Source organism: Sphingorhabdus profundilacus, from assembly GCF_009769755.1.
Classification (GTDB): Bacteria; Pseudomonadota; Alphaproteobacteria; order Sphingomonadales; family Sphingomonadaceae; genus Sphingorhabdus_B; species Sphingorhabdus_B profundilacus.
In genome coordinates this window covers 572,574-590,330 of the sequence record NZ_SDWJ01000001.1, presented here as the reverse complement: position 1 = coordinate 590,330, position 17,757 = coordinate 572,574, and the positions used below count along the sequence as shown (strand labels likewise).

The following is a 17,757-nucleotide window of genomic DNA, read 5'->3' as shown; positions in this document are numbered from 1 at the left end:
TGCTTAGGATTATATCCGCGGCTGTCGTCGCGCCACGACGCCTCACGCGGCCCTGACTTTGTCACCTCTATGGTCGCGTGGCATTGAATTGTTGGATTGCTTCTGCCAATTTTGACCTACCCTTTTTCTCTATGGAAAAGGCGGCGCTCTTTGACATTGGGAATAGCAAAATTCTGTAGGATATATTCTTGCAAAGAGGCACGAAAATCGATGCGTTCATGCGGCTTTCGGTATGCGGGCCAGGCGGAAAACATGCGGTTTTCCACTTTATGAAAAGGCGCGTGCAAGCTTCAGCCGAATTAACAAAGTCCAGATTATCCCCCGACGATGCGGCAGGAACCCAGATATACTTTATTCATGTCCATCGACGCTGCATCGGCTGCAGGGGCCATGAACAGATTGGCGGAACCTGCGGATGTATCGATATCACTGATTATGATGATGCGCGAAAGTGCAGGACTAATCGAGCGCGCCATCTCCACCCGGACGGGCCAAAGGTCTATGACGCGGTCAAAGGCCAGCTTACCGTCTTTGGCCAAGCCAGCCGGGTCATTGATGATGGCCGTTGCCGGATCAACGGGTTCTGGTGCGGATGTCGGATCAGGCGGCGGAGTCTGCCGCTTCGGAATGGAGGGCAAGTGAAGCGAAAAAGGGAACGACCCTTCATATTGAATTTCGTCACGAGATTGCGCCCGCGATGGGTCCAGATTTAGCGCGCGAGCCAAGGTGCAGTGCAGCGTTCGGGCCGGCAACATTTCAGCATAGGAAGCGCCGCCGGTCGCACCCGTCACCGATGCGGGGGCGTGAAGCATTGCAAAAGCGAGTAGCGATGAAAAGATCAGTTTGGGCATGCGCCATGCCATGCCGCGGTGCTATGACAATAAAATGAAATGTGCACAATTTTACGTCAGGCCGTTATTGGGTCGATAGCCTTGATAAATTTCGCGGGAACACCGCCGACGACAGTCAACGGCGCAACATCGTTCGTCACGACCGCGCCTGCCGCAACCACAGCACCTTTGCCAATGGTAACACCGCCTGTGATGATGGCACCTGCGCCAATCCATACCTCGTCTTCAACGTTAATCGGCAAGACGATGTCGCCTCTTCCTCGTCCTTTAACATAGATCAGCCCGTGACTCACTGTTTCGAAAGACACATTGGGCCCGACCTGAACATTCTGGCCAATCGATACTGGCGCACCGGGTGTGCCGAAACGGGTATTGCTGTTGAAAAAGGTACCGCGGCCAATCGAAATATTCTTTGCGCCGCCGATGGGCCGGATCGTCAATGGTCCCCAAATGACACAGCGACCTTTGATATTTAATCCTGCCAAAGCGTAAAATATGTGCCTTATCCGGTCAGAAGCACGCAATCGCGGCAAATGATTGGCCAGTGCCAAGAAAATCAGTTCGCGCATGTCATCAACATGCAACAATTACTTGTTCTAGCGTCGACGAGCTAGCCGCGACCATTTTTCTAGCACGGGACGTCATGATTCTCTTTCGCCTTACCCTTTTGGCGACGATCTTTGTTTCTGGAACTGCGTTTGCACAAACGCGCGAACCCTTCCAATCCGAACCGTCAGGCCCTCTTTTACGCAGCAATGTTGCAGGTTCGCGACAACCGGCAGGCATGGCGTCCGAAGGCATAACCGCAGGCGGCATCCAAATTCAGCCGTCATTGACGGTAAAAGTGGAAAGCGACAGCAATGTTCTGAATCGCGCGACGCAGAAACGCGGGTCTGTTTTTGTGGTGTTGGCACCGACAATAAATGCCGCAGGCGGAACTGAACAAGCAGGCTATGTCATCAGAGCGCAGGCTGCTGTTGCGCGATTCGCATCGATAACCAGCCAAAATAGTGAAACTTTTGGAATAGAGGCCAATGGGCGTCTCGCCATTGCCAAAAAAGCTTCGATTTTTGCGCGCATTGCATTCGACAGACGCAATGAACCGCGAGGTCAGGCCGGCGAGACAATAACGGAGGGTAGTCCCGCAGAATATGACCAGATTGAAGCGCAGATCGCCGCTCGGGCAGAAACCGGGGCATTGCGATTAACGGCATCTGCCACCGCGTCCAAACGCAGCTATGCGGATATCAAGCTTGAAAATGGGCGAATCGAAGACCAGCAGTTTCGCGCCAGCAATATTGTCGCGCTTGCCGCAAAAGCTGAATATGCCCTGCCAAATGGCGGGGTGATATTTGCTACCGGCACCTACAGCAATGCCGACAGCCCCAATGCGCCGTCCTGTTGCGACCAAAGCTCCAAAGGCGGACAGTTCGTCGCAGGGACCCGGACCGAATTAAGCAAACTGATCAGCGCGGAAATATCCGCAGGCTATGTGAAACGTGACTATATTTCGTCGATCTACAAGGACTTTGGTGGTCCGATCTGGAAGGCAAAGGTAGATTGGTATCCGACACCGTTAATGAGCCTGTCGGTTTCGAGCGGCCGAACGATCGTAAATAGCGGCATTCCGACAGTTGCGGGAATCATTGTCGACACAACAGCGTTGCAGCTTTTTTACGAAATTCGGCGAAATTTCGATGTTGTTTTCACTCTGGCAAGATCCGACGAAAATTATCGCGAAATAGATACCAATGCTACCGCAACACTTATTGGTCTGGAAGGACGCTATATCTTCAACAACCGGATGACGGGCGGGCTGTTCTCACGTCTGCGTGATCGATCGTCGACCAATCAGCTGCAACTCAGCGGTGGCAGTGGTATGGAGGCGGGGCTTTGGCTTCGTGCGTCGTTATAAAAGCGGATGGATAAGATGAACTTACCTGATCGCTATCTCGGTAATGAATTGGCAGTCCGCGCGACGCCAGCAAATCTGCCTGGCGCACCGATACAAGCTGTGGCGGCCGACCGATTGGACCTTCGGTTTCTGCTCAGTATTTTCCGTCGCCGCTTCAGGCTGTTCGTGACGATAGTCGGCACCGCAGTTGTCATCGCATTTCTATTCACTTTGAAGCAACCCAAATTGTATCAAGCGACAGTTGATGTCGTCATGAACAAATTTTCTGGAGAAATTGTACCTGATTCCAGTGAGGTACAAAGCGAAAGCCCGAAACGCTCCGAAGAAGTGGACACCGAACTCAAAATCATCAAATCGCAGGAAATGGCAGCGCAGGTCATTGATCGGTTGAAACTGGTACAGGACCGTGAATTTGTCGACACCATAATTGGCGGTAGTGGTATAACCGCCTCGATCAAGGACTTGCTGGGAATCAAGCCCCCAGCTTTGCCCGCTGACAATCTGAAACGACGTCTGGCAGATGCCATGCTCGGCTCATTAAAGGCCGATCGAATGGAAACGGCCTACGCCATCCGGATCACCTATACCAACCCTGACCCGAAACGATCCGCACAGATAGCCAACGCATTTGCCGCCAGCTATTCAGAAAGCGCGGTGCGGACCAAGCGCGCCGAAAATGAAAAGACATTGGCGCTGCTGCGAACACGTATCGAAGAGTTGCGCTCACAAGCCCAATCAGATTTCGGTGCGGTGCAAAATTTTCGGGTCCGCAACAATTTATTAAGTGCACAGGCCACTCAGCTCGCCGAGCAAGAAGCGGCAGCTTATGGCCAACAACTCGCCACCGCTCGCGCAGCGGCAGCAGCCGACCGCGGCCGAGCGAACAATGCCAGCGGAGCAGGTGCAGCAGCGGCAGTCAATTCCCCTGTTATTCAATCTCTCCGGGCACAACGCGCCACCATCAGTGTACGAATAGCGGATCTATCGGGTCGATATCTGGATGATCATCCGGACCTTGTAACAGCAAGGCGTGAAATGGCCGATATTGACGGTCAAATTTCGACTGAAATTGACCGTGTGAAATCAGGTGTAAACTCCGGCTATGCCTCAAGTGCCTCGGCAACATCACAACAAGTTGGTTCGCTTCAGGGCAACCTCAGTTCCGCACGCGCAGCGCTGGCAGCGAACAACATTGCATTGGTAGGTCTGGACGATCTGAACCGGAAGGCACAGGCATCCCAAACCCTTTATGAAAGTTACTTAAGTCGGTATCGCGAAGTTCTGGCACAGTCGGGAACCGAACGCCCGGAAGCGCGATTGCTATCATCGGCAAAAGTTCCCGAGCGGCCCTCAAGTCCCAATATGATCTTAAACCTTGCTCTCGGTTTGGTTATTGGGACTTTGTTGGGCGCCGGTTCGGCGATTGCTGTTGAAACGGCATATTCCGGACTGACGACGGGAGATGAAGTCGAGGGGCGGCTCGGCATACGCTATCTTGGCGGAATTCCCTCGCTCGTGTCCGTGGATGTTGAAGGTAATGATCCTGCCCAGTCTTTCATAACCGATCCAGGCTCGGCCTATGCAGAATCAGTGCGTGGATTGCTGGCATCTGTCCGGCAAAGCAACAAGGCTCGCAGCCATGTCATTGCGGTAACATCGGCCCTTCCTGGTGAAGGGAAAACCTCACTTGCCGCTTCGATTACGCGCGCTGCTGCGCTCGCTGGTGAAGCTGTGATCGTCATAGATTGTGATCTTGTACGCTGCACATTAAGCAAGCGGTTCAATGCAAACATATCGCGCCCGGGCCTTCGCGAGATGATCCATGGTGAAGCCAAATTGGGCGATGCAATGTTCAAGGATCCTGACAGCAATGCCATGATCCTGCCTATTACGAATTCATTTTCGGACAGTGAGCGGTTGCTTGAAAAAGGCAATTTCCACAAGTTGATTGCGGTCCTAAGGGAACATTTCTCGCTTATTGTGCTCGATCTCGCTCCGATACTTCCTGTCGCCGAGACTCGCGAAATCACGTCATTGGTCGACAATGTGATCATTTCTACACTTTGGCGCAAAACATCCGATACTGCGGTGCGCGCCGCGTTAAAACTATTACCTCTCCATATAATCGAAGATATCGGGATCACGCTCAACCGGATTGATATGAAAAAACAAGTCAAATTTGGCGATGGCGATGCGGCATTTTATTATGACAAATATAAAAACTACTACCGACGTCGCTGACACGCGCCGCGTTGCGATAATACACTATTGGCTCGTGGGGATGCGAGGTGGTGAAAGAGTATTAGAGAGGTTACTTCACCTTTACCCGAATGCCGATATCTTTACACATGTCTATGTGCCTGAGGCGATGTCCGCCATCATCCGCGCCCGGCCGGTATATACTAGCTTTATTCAGAAACTTCCCGGCGCGCGACGCCATTATCAGAAATATCTTCCACTTATGCCAATGGCTTTAGAGGAACTGAACTTACGCGGCTACGACCTTGTTATTAGCAGTGAATCTGGTCCAGCCAAGGGTGTAATCGCCGCGCCAGATGCATTGCATATATGCTACACCCATTCGCCCATGCGGTATTTGTGGGACCATTATCACGATTATCGCAGCTCAGCAGGCCGGCTTACGAAGATGATGATGCCGCCTTTGTTTAACTATTTACGGCAATGGGACACCATATCCTCTGCTAGGGTAGATCATTTTGTTGCAAATTCCCATTTCATCAAACAGCGTATTGCCCGGGCGTGGCGGCGCGATTCTGATGTTGTACACCCTCCTGTTGCGACCGATGAATTCGGAAAATCGAATAGTGTAAGCGCGCAATTTCTATGGGTCGGGCAAATGATAGCTTACAAACGGCCGGACATAGTGGTCGATGCATTTAACCGCCTTGGCTTGCCTTTACTGATGGTGGGTGATGGCGATATGGCCGCCATGGTCGAAAAGCGCGCAGGGCCCAATATTACTATCAAAAGACGCTTAGATTTCGCGAATTTGAAACAAGCCTATGCGAATTGCAGAGCGTTGGTTTTTGCAGCTGAGGAAGATTTTGGCATCGTTCCGGTAGAGGCGAATGCCAGTGGGCGCCCGGTAATCGCCTTCGGCCGCGGAGGAATAAATGACTCCATCATTCCAGAAGAAACAGGTCTGTTCTTTCAAACCCAAAGTGCGGAATCGATAATGGAGGCTGTAGAGGCTTTTGAAGCCTGGATACCTCATTTTGATCCAGATAAAGCCGTGGAGAATGCATCGCGTTTTTCGCCTGACAATTTCGACAGAGGCTTTATCCAGGCAGTCCGGAAGGCCAGCGGATGACCATATCGCGCTTCGTTTTGCTGCTTACCTTCATCCTATCGGCAAGCGCGCATGTGCAGAGTGTTCAGGCACAAAATGCGCCGGGCCCCCTCGGCGTCACCACGCATTTTAGTCAAGGCTGGCCCATTTCGCTGATCGAACGAGCCCAATCAATCGGCGTGGGATCCATCCGTGACTCTTTGCATTGGCCCGATATCGAGAAAAGTCCTGGTGTCTATGATTTCTCCAGCAAAAAGACACAGCATGTAACGAGCGCCTGTGCTGCCGATATGACAGTGCTGCTCGGCCTGGAACCTCGAAATCCGCTATATGACAATAAACTCACGGCGCATTCGCCAAATGCCCAATCAGCATTCGCAAATTTTGTTAAAGCGATTGCCGACCGATATTCAGGATGCGTGATTGCCATTGAAGTCGGCAATGAGATTAATGGCCGTGGAGGAATGACAGGCCCGGCCGCAACGGCGCGCGCTGCTTCGCATACTGCTTTGTTGAAGGCAGTATATCAACGTGTCAAACCCGGCCACCCGGGCATCGCAATTCTAGGTGGTTCGACAAACGCGATCGGAACAGGTTTCCTAAAGTCACTATTTGCGGCAGGGGCGCTAGACTATATGGATGGTGTTGCCATTCACCCGTATCGCAAAGAACCCGAAGCTGTTGATTGGGAAATAGGGCGTCTAAATGATGCATTGCTCGCTGCTGGCAAAATCCGGCCCATTTGGGTGACCGAATTCAGCCGCGACTTTGAACGCCCAACCGATGCAGCTCCATTTTTTCTAAAAATGCTTTCATTGATGCAAGGTGCCGGGGTAAGGCATAACTACTGGTATGCCTTGATCGACCAATCATGGTTTCCAACCATGGGACTGCTGACGTTAAAGGGTGAAGAAAAGCCCGGTTCACGAGCGTTTGCTTATGCAGCAAATCACCTTGCCCCGCTCGGAAATGCAATCCGTGTTGATCATGGCGATCCCACGCTATTCCATTTTCGTTTCGGACCTTCCACCCATATATTATGGGGTTCGCGCCGCACGATCATCGCCGGACCCAATGCGCGTTTTCGTAATGCCGAAGGTGCCCTCATTCCAACCGTTCTTGAATTATCTGATATGCCGATCATCGTTGATGGCATTGCAAACATCCAATTTGGTCGGGCCGAAATTCTGGCAGACAGTGAATATGGTTTTGCAAGCGGGCCGCTATCATGGTTTGCCATCAGCAAGACTGGTGCAATTGTTCCGTTGGTCCCGATTGATTGGAAATGGACAAGCTATCTCGGCAGTAAGACCGTGCCGCAAATGATCGTAAACCCCGCAGGCATCGGTCCAGCAGGGCAATATAGCGCTCTGGTTCGTTACACGGCGGATCGTTCGGTTAACGCTATAGCGTCATTTTGCCTAAACCCTGTTGGGAAATTTGGAGACGGCGTGACAGTCGAAATCAAGCAAAACGGAAAACCACTTTGGTCGGGATCTGTGGGAATATTGTCTGGAAAGCGGACGTCGCACGTTGCGGTTGCGCTTAAATCCGGCGATAATGTCGATCTTGTCATAAACCCCAATGCAAATGCTGGGGGTGACCGAATGGCATATCGGTTCAGGATTTCTCTTTCTGCCGCCGACGCAACGGACTGCTGAAATGCTTCCCACACATTTTGGAGCGCTTGTAGCAGGGATAGCGCTTATTCTTCTTTGGCGCTCTGGCATTTTGGCGATGCTGCGTATGACTTTGCTGTTTTCGCTTATGGGGGGATCAGCCGCCATCATCCTGACCGCTTTGGGGGGATCCACGATACAGCCTGCCATTTTTGCATTGGGATTCCTGTTTTTAAAGGCCGTTTTACCCGGTCCGGGACAGGCCCAAAAATTCCAGATCGCGGCAAAGGACTTGTCCTTTTTGGCGATATTCATTCTCTATGGCGTCGCGGGAGCGTTCATTTTACCCAATATTTTTGCAGGCACCATCGCAGTTACACCCCTTAGACCCATTCCGAACGGATATATTTTCGCCGCCTTTCCACTCGGTTTCAGTAGCCAGAATATTACGTCTGCGGTTTATCTTTTAGCCACCTTGATTGCGGCACTAGCGGGCCATATCGCCAGTCAGGGACAAAAATCCGAAATTGCGATAGCCCGCACCGCAGCTATCGTGTGCGCGGTGCATGCCTTGCTTGGACTTTCTAGCGTGCTGCTGGCAGGGACAGCCTGGGTATCTGTGCTTAAATTTTTCCGCAACGGTTTCTATGCACAGCTCGATCAATCCTTTGACGGCTTTGTCCGAATGAACGGGATTTGGCCAGAGCCGGCGGTTTTCGCAGCCTATGGCTTTGCCTGGCTCGTTTTTGTGACAGAGCTTTGGCTTCGCAATGTCGAGCCGAAATGGACAGGTCGAAGCGCGGCATTGCTGGTTGTCGCCCTGCTTATTTCCACATCGACCACAGCCTATATCGGCCTTGCGGCTTATGGATTGATCATCGGGTTTCGAATGCTCTTTTTTCCAGGCTCTGTTTCCATGCGGAAAGCCTTGCTTTTGCTCTCCGGCGGTATGGTCGGCATTGCGGCAATACTTGCTCTATTGGCATTCAATCCTGACGCAGCGGCATCTTTTGCCGACTTTGTCGCTAAATTTACCTTGGACAAGGCGTCGAGTGCATCGGCATTGCAGCGCAGTTTTTGGGCGAAACAAGGAATTGAAGCCTTTTGGGCTACCGGTGGATTGGGCGTTGGTCCAGGAAGTTTTCGTTCTTCCAGTATCGTCACCGCAGTCATCGGATCAACCGGATTGATCGGCACCGCGGCCTTGCTCGCGCATCTTATCCGTGTTTTCAAACCGCATTACCGCTCCACTTATCTGCGTGTTGATGACACGCGTCGGGCGACGGGCGTGGCTGCGTCGTGGGCTGCCATCGTTATGCTGATACCGGCAACATTTTCCGCAGCCTCGCCCGACCCGGGGTTCATCTGGGGCTTTTTCAGCGGGTTCGCTCTGGCCCTGCGACGCCTTCCTCCAGAACACCAGGTTTCTTAGGCCCCGACCCTAAACTCCACTCGTCCCAAATCGGCCCGTGAGACGCGGTTTTGTAACAACAATCGGCAAAACGGACACACGATTCGAAAAATGGGGCATAAAAAGTGCGGGTCTTTGTAATTGTCGCGACTGTAGGGCGTGCTGATCTGTTGCAGCGAACGGTGAATCAACTGGCGAAGCAAACACGACAGCCCGATGGCATAGTAATTAGTGCGTCAACATCTGCTGATGTCGGCGAACTGGAGCAGAATTCGGAATTGCCGTTAGAAATTATCTTTGCCGAAAAAGGATTGCCCAGGCAACGCAATGCGGGACTGCGCCATATCGCTGGTCGTGCCGACATTGTGGTCTTTTTTGATGATGATTTCGTCCCGGCGCATAATTATCTGGAGGCATTGGAAGAAGTTTTCACACTTCGTCCAAATCTTGTCGGCGCGACTGGGAAGCTTTTGGCCGATGGCATCAAAAGCTCTGGAATTTCTTTCGACCAGGGCGCGGCAATGGTCGACGCACATCAACCGGCCGACATCATACAAGAACGGTCCCTGCCCGCCCTTTATGGATGCAATCTGTGTGTCCGTATGTCGGCTGCTGAAAATATATGGTTCGACGAAACCTTGCCGCTTTATGGCTGGCAAGAAGATGTCGACTTCTCGTTCCAACTGGGACGCAATGGTATTTTGATCTATACCAATCTGCTCACTGGTGTGCATCTTGGAATGAAAGGTGGCAGGACATCGGGGAAACGACTTGGTTATTCGCAAATCGCAAACCCCGTTTATCTGCTGCACAAAAAGACCATTCCTCCAAAACTTGCGTGGCGCTTGATGAGCAGGAACTTCATCGCCAATCTCGCGCGCAGTTTCTATCCCGAACCACATGTAGACCGATTTGGCCGCCTGCAGGGCAATGCGGTGGCATTTTACGATCTGTGTGCAGGTCGGCTCCATCCGCAGCGTATTTTACAACTCTAGGCGAATTGCCATGGCGTCAAACAAAGAAGGCATAGTCAGCGGTGGAATTGGCTTCCTATCCCGTGCAACTGTGCAGTTTCTATTATTCGGTGTCACTATTGTGGCAACGCGCCAACTCTCAATATCAGAATTTGGCTCCTATGCTTTGGCTTCACTCTTCCTGATTGTCGCGCGTGCATTATTTTATGTTGGCCCTTATGAATATCTTCTCAAAACACCGCATACGCCATCGCTCTATTCAACGTGCCTCAGGGCAAATATTATTTTAGCTGCCGCCATTTCATGCCTTCTTGCGCTTGTATATTTGATCGCCTTTCGGATGTTTGAAACAAATGATGTCAGCAGACTTATTGCGTTACTAGCGCCTTCGATTTTCCTGGTCGCGATAACCGCCTGGTATGAAGCTGTATTGTTGCGCGATCTGCGGGTTAGACGCTATTATCTTAGTACATTGATCGGCGATTGCATCGGTGCCGCGCTGGCGGTGTTCTTGCTCCTGAAAGGATATGGCGTCGTATCACTTGTTGCACAAACCTATGCCCGTCTGCTGATATTATTCATTTTATATGCCATTGGCACGACCCATCGCCCTGCCCTGGGGCATGGTTGGACACATGTCCGTGAAGTGTTCCTCTGGTCTAAAGAGCGATATTATGCGGTTTTGCTGAATTTTTCGTCGACCTATGGCGCTGACGTGGTTTTGGGTATTTTACTATCTCCGGCTGCCACGGGTCTATATCGCGCGTCCAGCCGGATCGTATCCACGCTGACCGATCTGTTTGCCCAGCCATTACAAAAAATTTCCCAAACAAACCTTTCGGCGCGGCTCGTCCGGGAAAAAAGCCTCGATTCCTCTTGGCTCACAATGCTCTCCGGCGTTGGCGCAATTGGTTGGGCGGGCCTAATCACTCTTGCATTTCTTGCTGACGATCTAGTTCCTCTGGCTTTGGGTGAAAAATGGACCCCCGCCGTTCCGATCGTAGTCAGTTTTTGTGCCGTTAAATCATTTATGTTGCTGGACGCTGTCACAACCTCATTCCTGGTTTGCCATGACCGGCAGAAACAGATGTTGCGCGTTCAGATATGCGTTGCACTCGCCGTTATCATGCTTTCATGGTTTGTGGCACCGTTCGGCCCGGTGTGGGTTGCGATTGCAGTTGGGTGTGCCACCGCAACGATGAGCCTGATTTACGGCGCAATGGTTTTAAAACTGTCAAAAGCTGGCGCTGAAGCAATATTTGATATGATTAAAACCAGCGCTCCGCCTGTAATTGGTACTGTCTTGGCGTTAACATTGTTCGATCAGCTTCTTCCGGATTTACCAAGAGAACAGGCTGTATTCTGGGGTCTGATTGCGGCGGCCACGGGTTCCATGACGGGTGCTTTTATTGTCCGCACCAGGATTTTGACAGCAATTGGAAGCCTCGGTCATTTGCCGGATGCGAAGCCGAGCCGGGTTGCCCCATGATCAAGCAGTTGGCCGGCGGCGCAACTGCCCTGATTGATCGTCGATGTCAGTTTGACAAAGCGGTGTTTATATTGGGTCATATGCGCTGCGGGTCGACCGCGCTTTCGCATATATTATGCAGTCACGAACAAATCAGCGGCTATGGTGAAGCGCATATTCGCTACAAAGACCGGTCCGCACTTGGATTGCTAATCCTTAATCAAATCAAACGAAATGGCCATCTCTCCAGTTCTAAATATCTATTCGATAAAATTCTACACTCCCGATATGATTCAGATGTAAGTGATCATTTTTTTAACAGCTATGCGATTTTTATCATTAGAGAACCAATAAATACAATAAAATCCATAGGCAAATTGTTCAAATTAATAGGCTCAAACGAGTATTCCAACGATGTTTTCATAGCAGATTACTATGAAGAGCGATTATCTACCCTGATACGTAACTGGGAAAAATTCCCTTTCAGTCAAAAAATCGGAATTTCATTTCAGCAATTGACATCAGATACGGATAATATGTTAGATCAGATATCAAACATGATCGGCCTTGAACCAGCTTTGACCAATAAATATGAACAGCCTAAGAATAAATTAGGCCATGGAGCCGGTGATCCGCTTACATCTCACAAGTATAATAAAATTATTTCTGATAATATTTCAACAACTTCTACCGATGTCGCGCATAACATAAATTTGCCTGAAAGTAGGATCACGGAATTAGACAGTTTGTATCAACATGCTCTGTCTGTTGTCACGCAGATGTAACGAAATTCTGGTTAACGAATAGTTGAACTATCACCCCGAGGTGAAGTTAAAACAGGGTCCGCAAAAATATCTAGCGAATTGGCATCGTTGTGGCGATGCTTGTCAAGAATTATTTGTATTCATGTATACACGCGAATTTTTATCTTTATTTTTAACAAGGGAACTCGAATATGGCTAATGATCCAACCGGCGGTGACGACATTATTGTTGGCACTCCAGAAGACGACATCATCAATGGACTTGCTGGCGATGACAGAATTTCCGGCGGCGAAGGCAATGATGTTTTAATTGGCGGTAATGGTAACGACCTGTTGATTGGCGGCAATGGCGACGATAAATTGTTCGGCGGTGCTGACAATGACACTTTGATTGGTGGCTTCGGCAACGATAATCTTAGCGGCGGCGTTGGCGACGATAAATTGTTCGGCGGCGACGATAGCGACCGATTGGCCGGTGGCGATGGAATGGATATTCTCAACGGTGGCAATGGCGAAGACTATATGCTTGGCGGTAACGACAATGACGTCTTGACTGGCGGCGAAGGAATCGACCGTTTAACCGGCGGCCTTGGCCGTGATGTCATGACTGGCGGAACCGAGGGCGATATCTTCTTTTTCCGAGCTGGTGATTCCGAAGCAGGCGCCGGACTTCGCGATGTCATCACCGACTTTTCGGTTGGAGAAGACAAGATCAATTTGGCTTCGTTAAACCTGGACGCGTCACAAATCTCGTTCCAAAGCTTTGCAGGCGGCGCAAGCACCGTGATCGCAATCGATACTGACGGCGATTCAGTCGTCGACTTTGAGATTCAGTTGAACAAAGCGACTGGTGTATCACTCTCCGATTTGATCATTTAATGCTTATGCAGGCCAGGACCTTCATCCGGTCCTGGCCTGATAGCAATGGGAAGTGAATGGCTGCGTTGCCATTTCTCAAGACGAAAGAGCTTCATGCTCCTGTGACCCAAGTAAAGCGCCGATCTACTTTTGGTTTAACATATTCACCTGAGCTTTATGCAGCTATCTCGGGCCGGAAGGGTGTGCTTGCAATATTTTTGGGCATGAGCGCCTTGCTGAATGTCCTGATGCTGTCTGGCGCGATATTCATGCTGCTGGTGTATGATGAAGTGCTGCCCGGTCGAAGCGTCCCCAGCTTGGTCGGCTTGGTCATATTGGTGATTATCGCATTTGCCTTTCAAGCGATTATTGAGCATTTACGCAATCAGTTGACGGCCCAATGTGGAGCGATATTCGAAAAGTCGCTGTCGGATCGCGTATTCGGCATTATGCATGCGTCAAAATTGCGCGGAACTGAGAGACGCGATGCTCCCCTCCCCTCTCGCGACCTCGACCTTTTGGGAAAGTTCTTGGCAAGCCCTGGGCCGATGGCAATTTTCGACTTACCTTGGGTTATGTTGTTTCTGGCCATATTATTTGCGTTCCATCCCTTGCTGGGATTGGTAAGCCTTGCAGGTGCGGTGATATTGGTGATCCTGACCGTTGTTACCGACCGGATGACGATGTCGCAGATCGACATATCGACAAGACGCGGTGCCGAACGCGGCACATATCTGGAATCATGTCGCCGAAACGCGGAGGTCATACATGCACTAGGCATGCGGCAATATGCGTTGGCAGGCTGGAATCGGTTTAATGAAGTGTACCACGGCACAAATGCGGGAATCTCAGCCCGGTTAAGCGCCATGCGGACCTTCAGCAAGACGTTCAGGATGCTTCTCCAGTCGCTGATACTTGCTTGCGGCGCATGGCTGGTCATCAATGACAATGCATCTGGCGGCGTCATCATCGCGAGCACTATCCTTTCATCAAGGGCGCTGGCACCGATCGAAATCGCAATTGGACAATGGCGGGGATTCATTTCGGCACGGCAGGCATGGAACAGGCTGGCTGATTGCTTAAGTAATGCACCCAATGCAGTGACGGAAACCGAACTGCCAATTCCATCCCGCGAGTTACGAGTTGAAAGCCTTGTCGCTGTGGCCCCGGGCACCCAATATGTTGTATTCCGCGACATAAGCTTTCGACTGAATGCAGGGGATGCGATGGCTATTGTAGGGCCAAGCGGATCGGGGAAGAGTACGCTTGCATCGACCTTGGTCGGCATCATCCCTCCGGCGCGGGGCACAGTCCGCCTTGACGGTGCCACCCTTTCGCAGTGGGATAGCGACACCATCGGGGCCCATATAGGGTATCTGCCACAAGATATTGAATTATTTGACGGAAGTGTGGCGCAAAATATTGCGAGATTCAATCCTGAGGCCAGCAGCCCAGAAATCATCGAAGCAGCAAAAGACGCTGGCGTGCATGAACTCATCACCGGCTTGCCAGAAGGTTACGACACGATATTGGGCAGCCAAGGCCGTAATTTGTCGGCAGGCCAAAGACAACGCATAGCATTGGCGCGCGCGCTATTTCGCAAACCTTTTCTTGTCGTGCTTGATGAACCAAATTCCAATCTGGACGCGGTGGGTGATTTTGCGCTGAACTATGCCATTGCCGCGGCACGTGAGCGCGGGGCCATTGTCATTATTGTTGCCCATCGACCCAGCGCCCTATCGGAAATTTGCAAGTTGCTTTGGCTTGATCAAGGCGTTGCCAGAGCGTTCGGCAACAAAGAAGATATCCTGCCGAAGTTAACCGGGGGGCCAGCGCAAACCAAAGCCGGACAGATTTCTTCGGCTGCGAACATGTGATGGATACAATGTAATGAACAGGATTTTGCTCGCCAACGACCCGCAATCCGATTGGACAGACCCGCAGAAAAAGCTCTCGTCCATTTTGCGTAAGTCCAAAATTGCAATCGCCCTGCTTTGCATCGGATTTGGGGGTGCGCTGACTTTTGTTCCAATAACCGGTGCCGTTATCGCAAATGGAGAAGTTGCGATTGCCTCAGGTGTTAAAAAGATCGCTCATCCAATCGGCGGTGTTGTTGCGGCAATACATGTCAGCAATGGAGACAGGGTGAAAAAAGGCCAGATATTGTTGCGCTTCGACACCAATGTTTCGTCTGCAGGCGCGGCCATGGCGTTGGAGAGCATTGACCAATTGCTGGCGAGAGAGGCGCGATTGCGGGCCGAGCGTGACGGCTTGAAAAACATTTCATTTCCAGAAATCCTGACATCACGGATGTCGGAAGAAGAAGTTACCCGTGCCATCGACGAAGAACGTCGGGCATTTGCGTTAAACCGGCAAGCGATATTGTCCCAACGGCAAACGGTCATGCAACAGATAAACCAGGCAGAACACTCCATTAGCGGGTTTCAAGTCCAGGCTGATGTTTACAGAAATCAAGAAGCGCTCATCGCTGAAGAACGCAATGCCAACGATAAATTGTGGGAAAAAGGATATACCACCCTCCAACGCCGCAATGAATTGCATCGGGCGGCGGAAGGCGTGAGAGGCAATGTCGCGTCGGCCGAAACCAACGAAGCGCAAACACGGGCACGAATTGCCGAACTGCAAGAGCGGATCTTGCTTCTTGAGGACAATTCACGTCGATCTGCAGGGGAAGAACTTGCAGAAGTACAGTCCCGCTTGATCGAACTGCGCCAAAGAAATGTCGTTGCACAAGACACCAACAGCCGCAACCTCGTGCGAGCGCCTTATGATGGCGTCATCGACAAATTGGCGTTCGGTACAATCGGTGGAGTTGTACCCGCTGGCGCGACCATCATGGAAATTGTTCCTGATAACGACATGCTCATAGTAACAGCGCGGGTTCGCCCTAAGGATATCGATCAATTGCAAACTGGCAAGGATGTCATGTTGCGATTCTCGGCTTTTGATATGCAAACAACGCCCCAAATTGCTGGCAAAGTATCAAAAATAGGGGCCGATCGTACAACCGATATAGAGCTGGGAATCGCCTATTACCCTATTGAAGTTGCAATTTCGAAAAGCCAGATCGCGAAACTGGGACCCCTTAAACTGCGGCCGGGAATGCCCGTCGAAGCTTTCTTCAAGACGGGTAACCGCACATTATTGGCATTTTTATTCAAGCCACTATCGGACCAGATAGCTCGCGCGTTTAGGTAGTAAATCAAAGCCTTACTTCAGTTAAGGCTTTTTTTCTTTCCGTTAACCACCTCTTCGCTATACTCATGCATTCCCGCTGTTCGTAAAACATGTGGGATTTGTCTGCAAAATCCTATATGGTATAGCAAAATGGATAATAAAAACAGGACAGAGGTAAACGCCAATGTTAGGCGGGACTTATCTCAAGAACCTGTAAAAGGTTCAAAAATTGCTGGAGAGGAACGGAACATGTACGCCATTTCCGACATATCATCGCTCAATGCGACGCAACGCCCGGTGTCATTTCTTGGATGGAGCTTGGCATTCGTTCTGGGCGCAGCCATCTGGGTGACGATTTTTTATCTGATTTGACCCGGGTGTTAAACAGATGAAAATGGCAGGTATCTAGTAAGATCCCTTCGTACCCAACACAGCGGGTACCGTTTTGAGAACGATGTTCATGTCAAACAAGAAAGATGCCTTGCGCCGATATTCGCAGTCTAGCTGAACCCGCTCATCATAACTGACATCGTTGCGTCCACTCACTTGCCAAAGACCGGTTAGCCCAGGCTTCACCGCGCAATAATCTGAAAAAAAGCTTCCATATTTCAGAATCTCGGCGCGTACAATTGGACGGGGCCCGACAACACTCATTTCCCCGGACAGGATATTGAGCAATTGTGGCAATTCATCAAGACTGAGTTTACGGACCACGCCCCCTAGTCTGGAAACGCGGGGATCATTTCTTAGCTTATGATCCAAATCCCATTCGCGTCGCGCTTCGGGTGAAGTCGCCAGCAAATCTTCCAGTAGCCGTTCGGCATCTTCATGCATCGTGCGGAATTTGAAGCAGTTAAACATCCGCCCATGCCGGCCAACCCTTTGCTGTACAAAGAATAAGCGCCCTGGACTATCAATCTGCAATGCGATTGAAAGAAGGATAAGAACCGGAAGCGATACCAGCAAAAAAACAAGAGCAAATGTAATGTCGAAAGTGCGCTTCAAATACCGCTCGTGCTTTCCGAGTTGGTCGACAATAGGCTCGCCACCCGCTTCAGGAAGCTGGGCGTCGGCAAAACCGCCTTGCGCGGAAGGCGTCATAGCAATCAAGCTGCGGCAATAGTCCACATCTGTTTCAAGCAACAACCTGTGATTGAGTTGGTCAGTCGTCAACATTAAACTCACATCCCCATTTTGATCTTTGGCCAATTTTGATATTCAGTCGTGCTTTGGAAAAACAAAAGACATGCTTCCAAGGTCCAGCACGTTCGCTGCCATTAAGAATCTATTAACTGGGGAGTGTTGCGGTATTTTTACAAAGTGAAATTTAACAATCAAAGTTGATAATTTAATACCTATTCTATTTAACTTATTAAGTTTAATAGAAAAA

The 17,757-nt window shown here is 50.6% G+C and carries 15 protein-coding genes; 12 read left to right on the top strand and 3 right to left on the bottom strand.

Translation table 11 applies throughout. The annotated features are described in order from the left end of the window. Positions 1-314 precede the first annotated feature (314 nt). Together EUU23_RS02690 and EUU23_RS14260 are read right to left on the bottom strand one after the other, a co-directional pair. A complete protein-coding gene (locus EUU23_RS02690) occupies positions 315-851 on the bottom strand; it encodes a hypothetical protein (RefSeq protein ID WP_160352576.1) in 537 nt (178 codons plus the stop codon). Positions 852-907: 56 nt separating this feature from the next. Further along, positions 908-1,420 (bottom strand): DapH/DapD/GlmU-related protein, encoded by a 513-nt coding sequence (locus tag EUU23_RS14260; RefSeq protein ID WP_160352575.1) that lies wholly within the window; start codon positions 1,418-1,420, stop codon positions 908-910. A 74-nt stretch (positions 1,421-1,494) separates the two neighbouring features. On the opposite strand from EUU23_RS14260, the gene EUU23_RS02680 reads away from it, so the two are divergent. The 12 genes from EUU23_RS02680 (at position 1,495) to EUU23_RS02625 (ending at position 16,739) form a co-directional block, all read left to right on the top strand. After that, positions 1,495-2,766, top strand: coding sequence for an outer membrane beta-barrel protein (locus EUU23_RS02680; protein ID WP_160352574.1), 1,272 nt, complete (start codon positions 1,495-1,497; stop codon positions 2,764-2,766). Between the two features lie 15 nt (positions 2,767-2,781). Then, on the top strand, positions 2,782-5,007 hold the full coding sequence (locus EUU23_RS02675) for a GumC family protein (RefSeq protein ID WP_160352573.1): 2,226 nt from the start codon (positions 2,782-2,784) through the stop codon (positions 5,005-5,007). Further along, entirely contained in the window at positions 4,958-6,097 is a 1,140-nt protein-coding gene (locus EUU23_RS02670; RefSeq protein WP_246156049.1) for a glycosyltransferase, read from the top strand. The genes EUU23_RS02675 and EUU23_RS02670 overlap by 50 nt, the downstream gene beginning before the upstream one ends. Continuing rightward, a complete protein-coding gene (locus EUU23_RS02665; protein WP_160352572.1) occupies positions 6,094-7,737 on the top strand; it encodes a glycosyl hydrolase in 1,644 nt (547 codons plus the stop codon). Before EUU23_RS02670 ends, EUU23_RS02665 begins: the two co-directional genes overlap by 4 nt. Continuing rightward, positions 7,667-9,127, top strand: coding sequence for a hypothetical protein (locus tag EUU23_RS02660; protein WP_160352571.1), 1,461 nt, complete (start codon positions 7,667-7,669; stop codon positions 9,125-9,127). Before EUU23_RS02665 ends, EUU23_RS02660 begins: the two co-directional genes overlap by 71 nt. Before the next feature lie 104 nt (positions 9,128-9,231). Continuing rightward, the gene (locus EUU23_RS02655) at positions 9,232-10,101 is read left to right on the top strand and encodes a glycosyltransferase (protein ID WP_160352570.1); all 870 of its coding nucleotides are present in this window, start codon (positions 9,232-9,234) and stop codon (positions 10,099-10,101) included. Positions 10,102-10,111: 10 nt separating this feature from the next. Beyond that, on the top strand, positions 10,112-11,569 hold the full coding sequence (locus EUU23_RS02650) for an oligosaccharide flippase family protein (RefSeq protein ID WP_160352569.1): 1,458 nt from the start codon (positions 10,112-10,114) through the stop codon (positions 11,567-11,569). Further along, positions 11,566-12,333 carry a sulfotransferase family protein gene (locus tag EUU23_RS02645; RefSeq protein WP_160352568.1) on the top strand — a complete coding sequence of 256 codons (768 nt, stop codon included), beginning with the start codon at positions 11,566-11,568 and terminating at the stop codon, positions 12,331-12,333. The genes EUU23_RS02650 and EUU23_RS02645 overlap by 4 nt, the downstream gene beginning before the upstream one ends. 170 nt (positions 12,334-12,503) lie before the next feature. Beyond that, positions 12,504-13,190, top strand: coding sequence for a calcium-binding protein (locus EUU23_RS02640; protein ID WP_160352567.1), 687 nt, complete (start codon positions 12,504-12,506; stop codon positions 13,188-13,190). A gap of 203 nt (positions 13,191-13,393) precedes the next feature. Then, entirely contained in the window at positions 13,394-15,046 is a 1,653-nt protein-coding gene (locus EUU23_RS02635) for a type I secretion system permease/ATPase (protein ID WP_218939487.1), read from the top strand. 13 nt (positions 15,047-15,059) lie between these two features. Continuing rightward, entirely contained in the window at positions 15,060-16,388 is a 1,329-nt protein-coding gene (locus tag EUU23_RS02630; RefSeq protein WP_160352565.1) for an HlyD family type I secretion periplasmic adaptor subunit, read from the top strand. A 129-nt stretch (positions 16,389-16,517) separates the two neighbouring features. Further along, on the top strand, positions 16,518-16,739 hold the full coding sequence (locus EUU23_RS02625; protein ID WP_160352564.1) for a hypothetical protein: 222 nt from the start codon (positions 16,518-16,520) through the stop codon (positions 16,737-16,739). 33 nt (positions 16,740-16,772) lie between these two features. Here the strand turns inward: EUU23_RS02625 and EUU23_RS02620 are convergent, their stop codons facing one another. Next, positions 16,773-17,468: a sugar transferase gene (locus EUU23_RS02620; RefSeq protein WP_160352563.1), complete on the bottom strand. Its 696-nt coding sequence runs from the start codon at positions 17,466-17,468 to the stop codon at positions 16,773-16,775. Positions 17,469-17,757 lie beyond the last annotated feature (289 nt).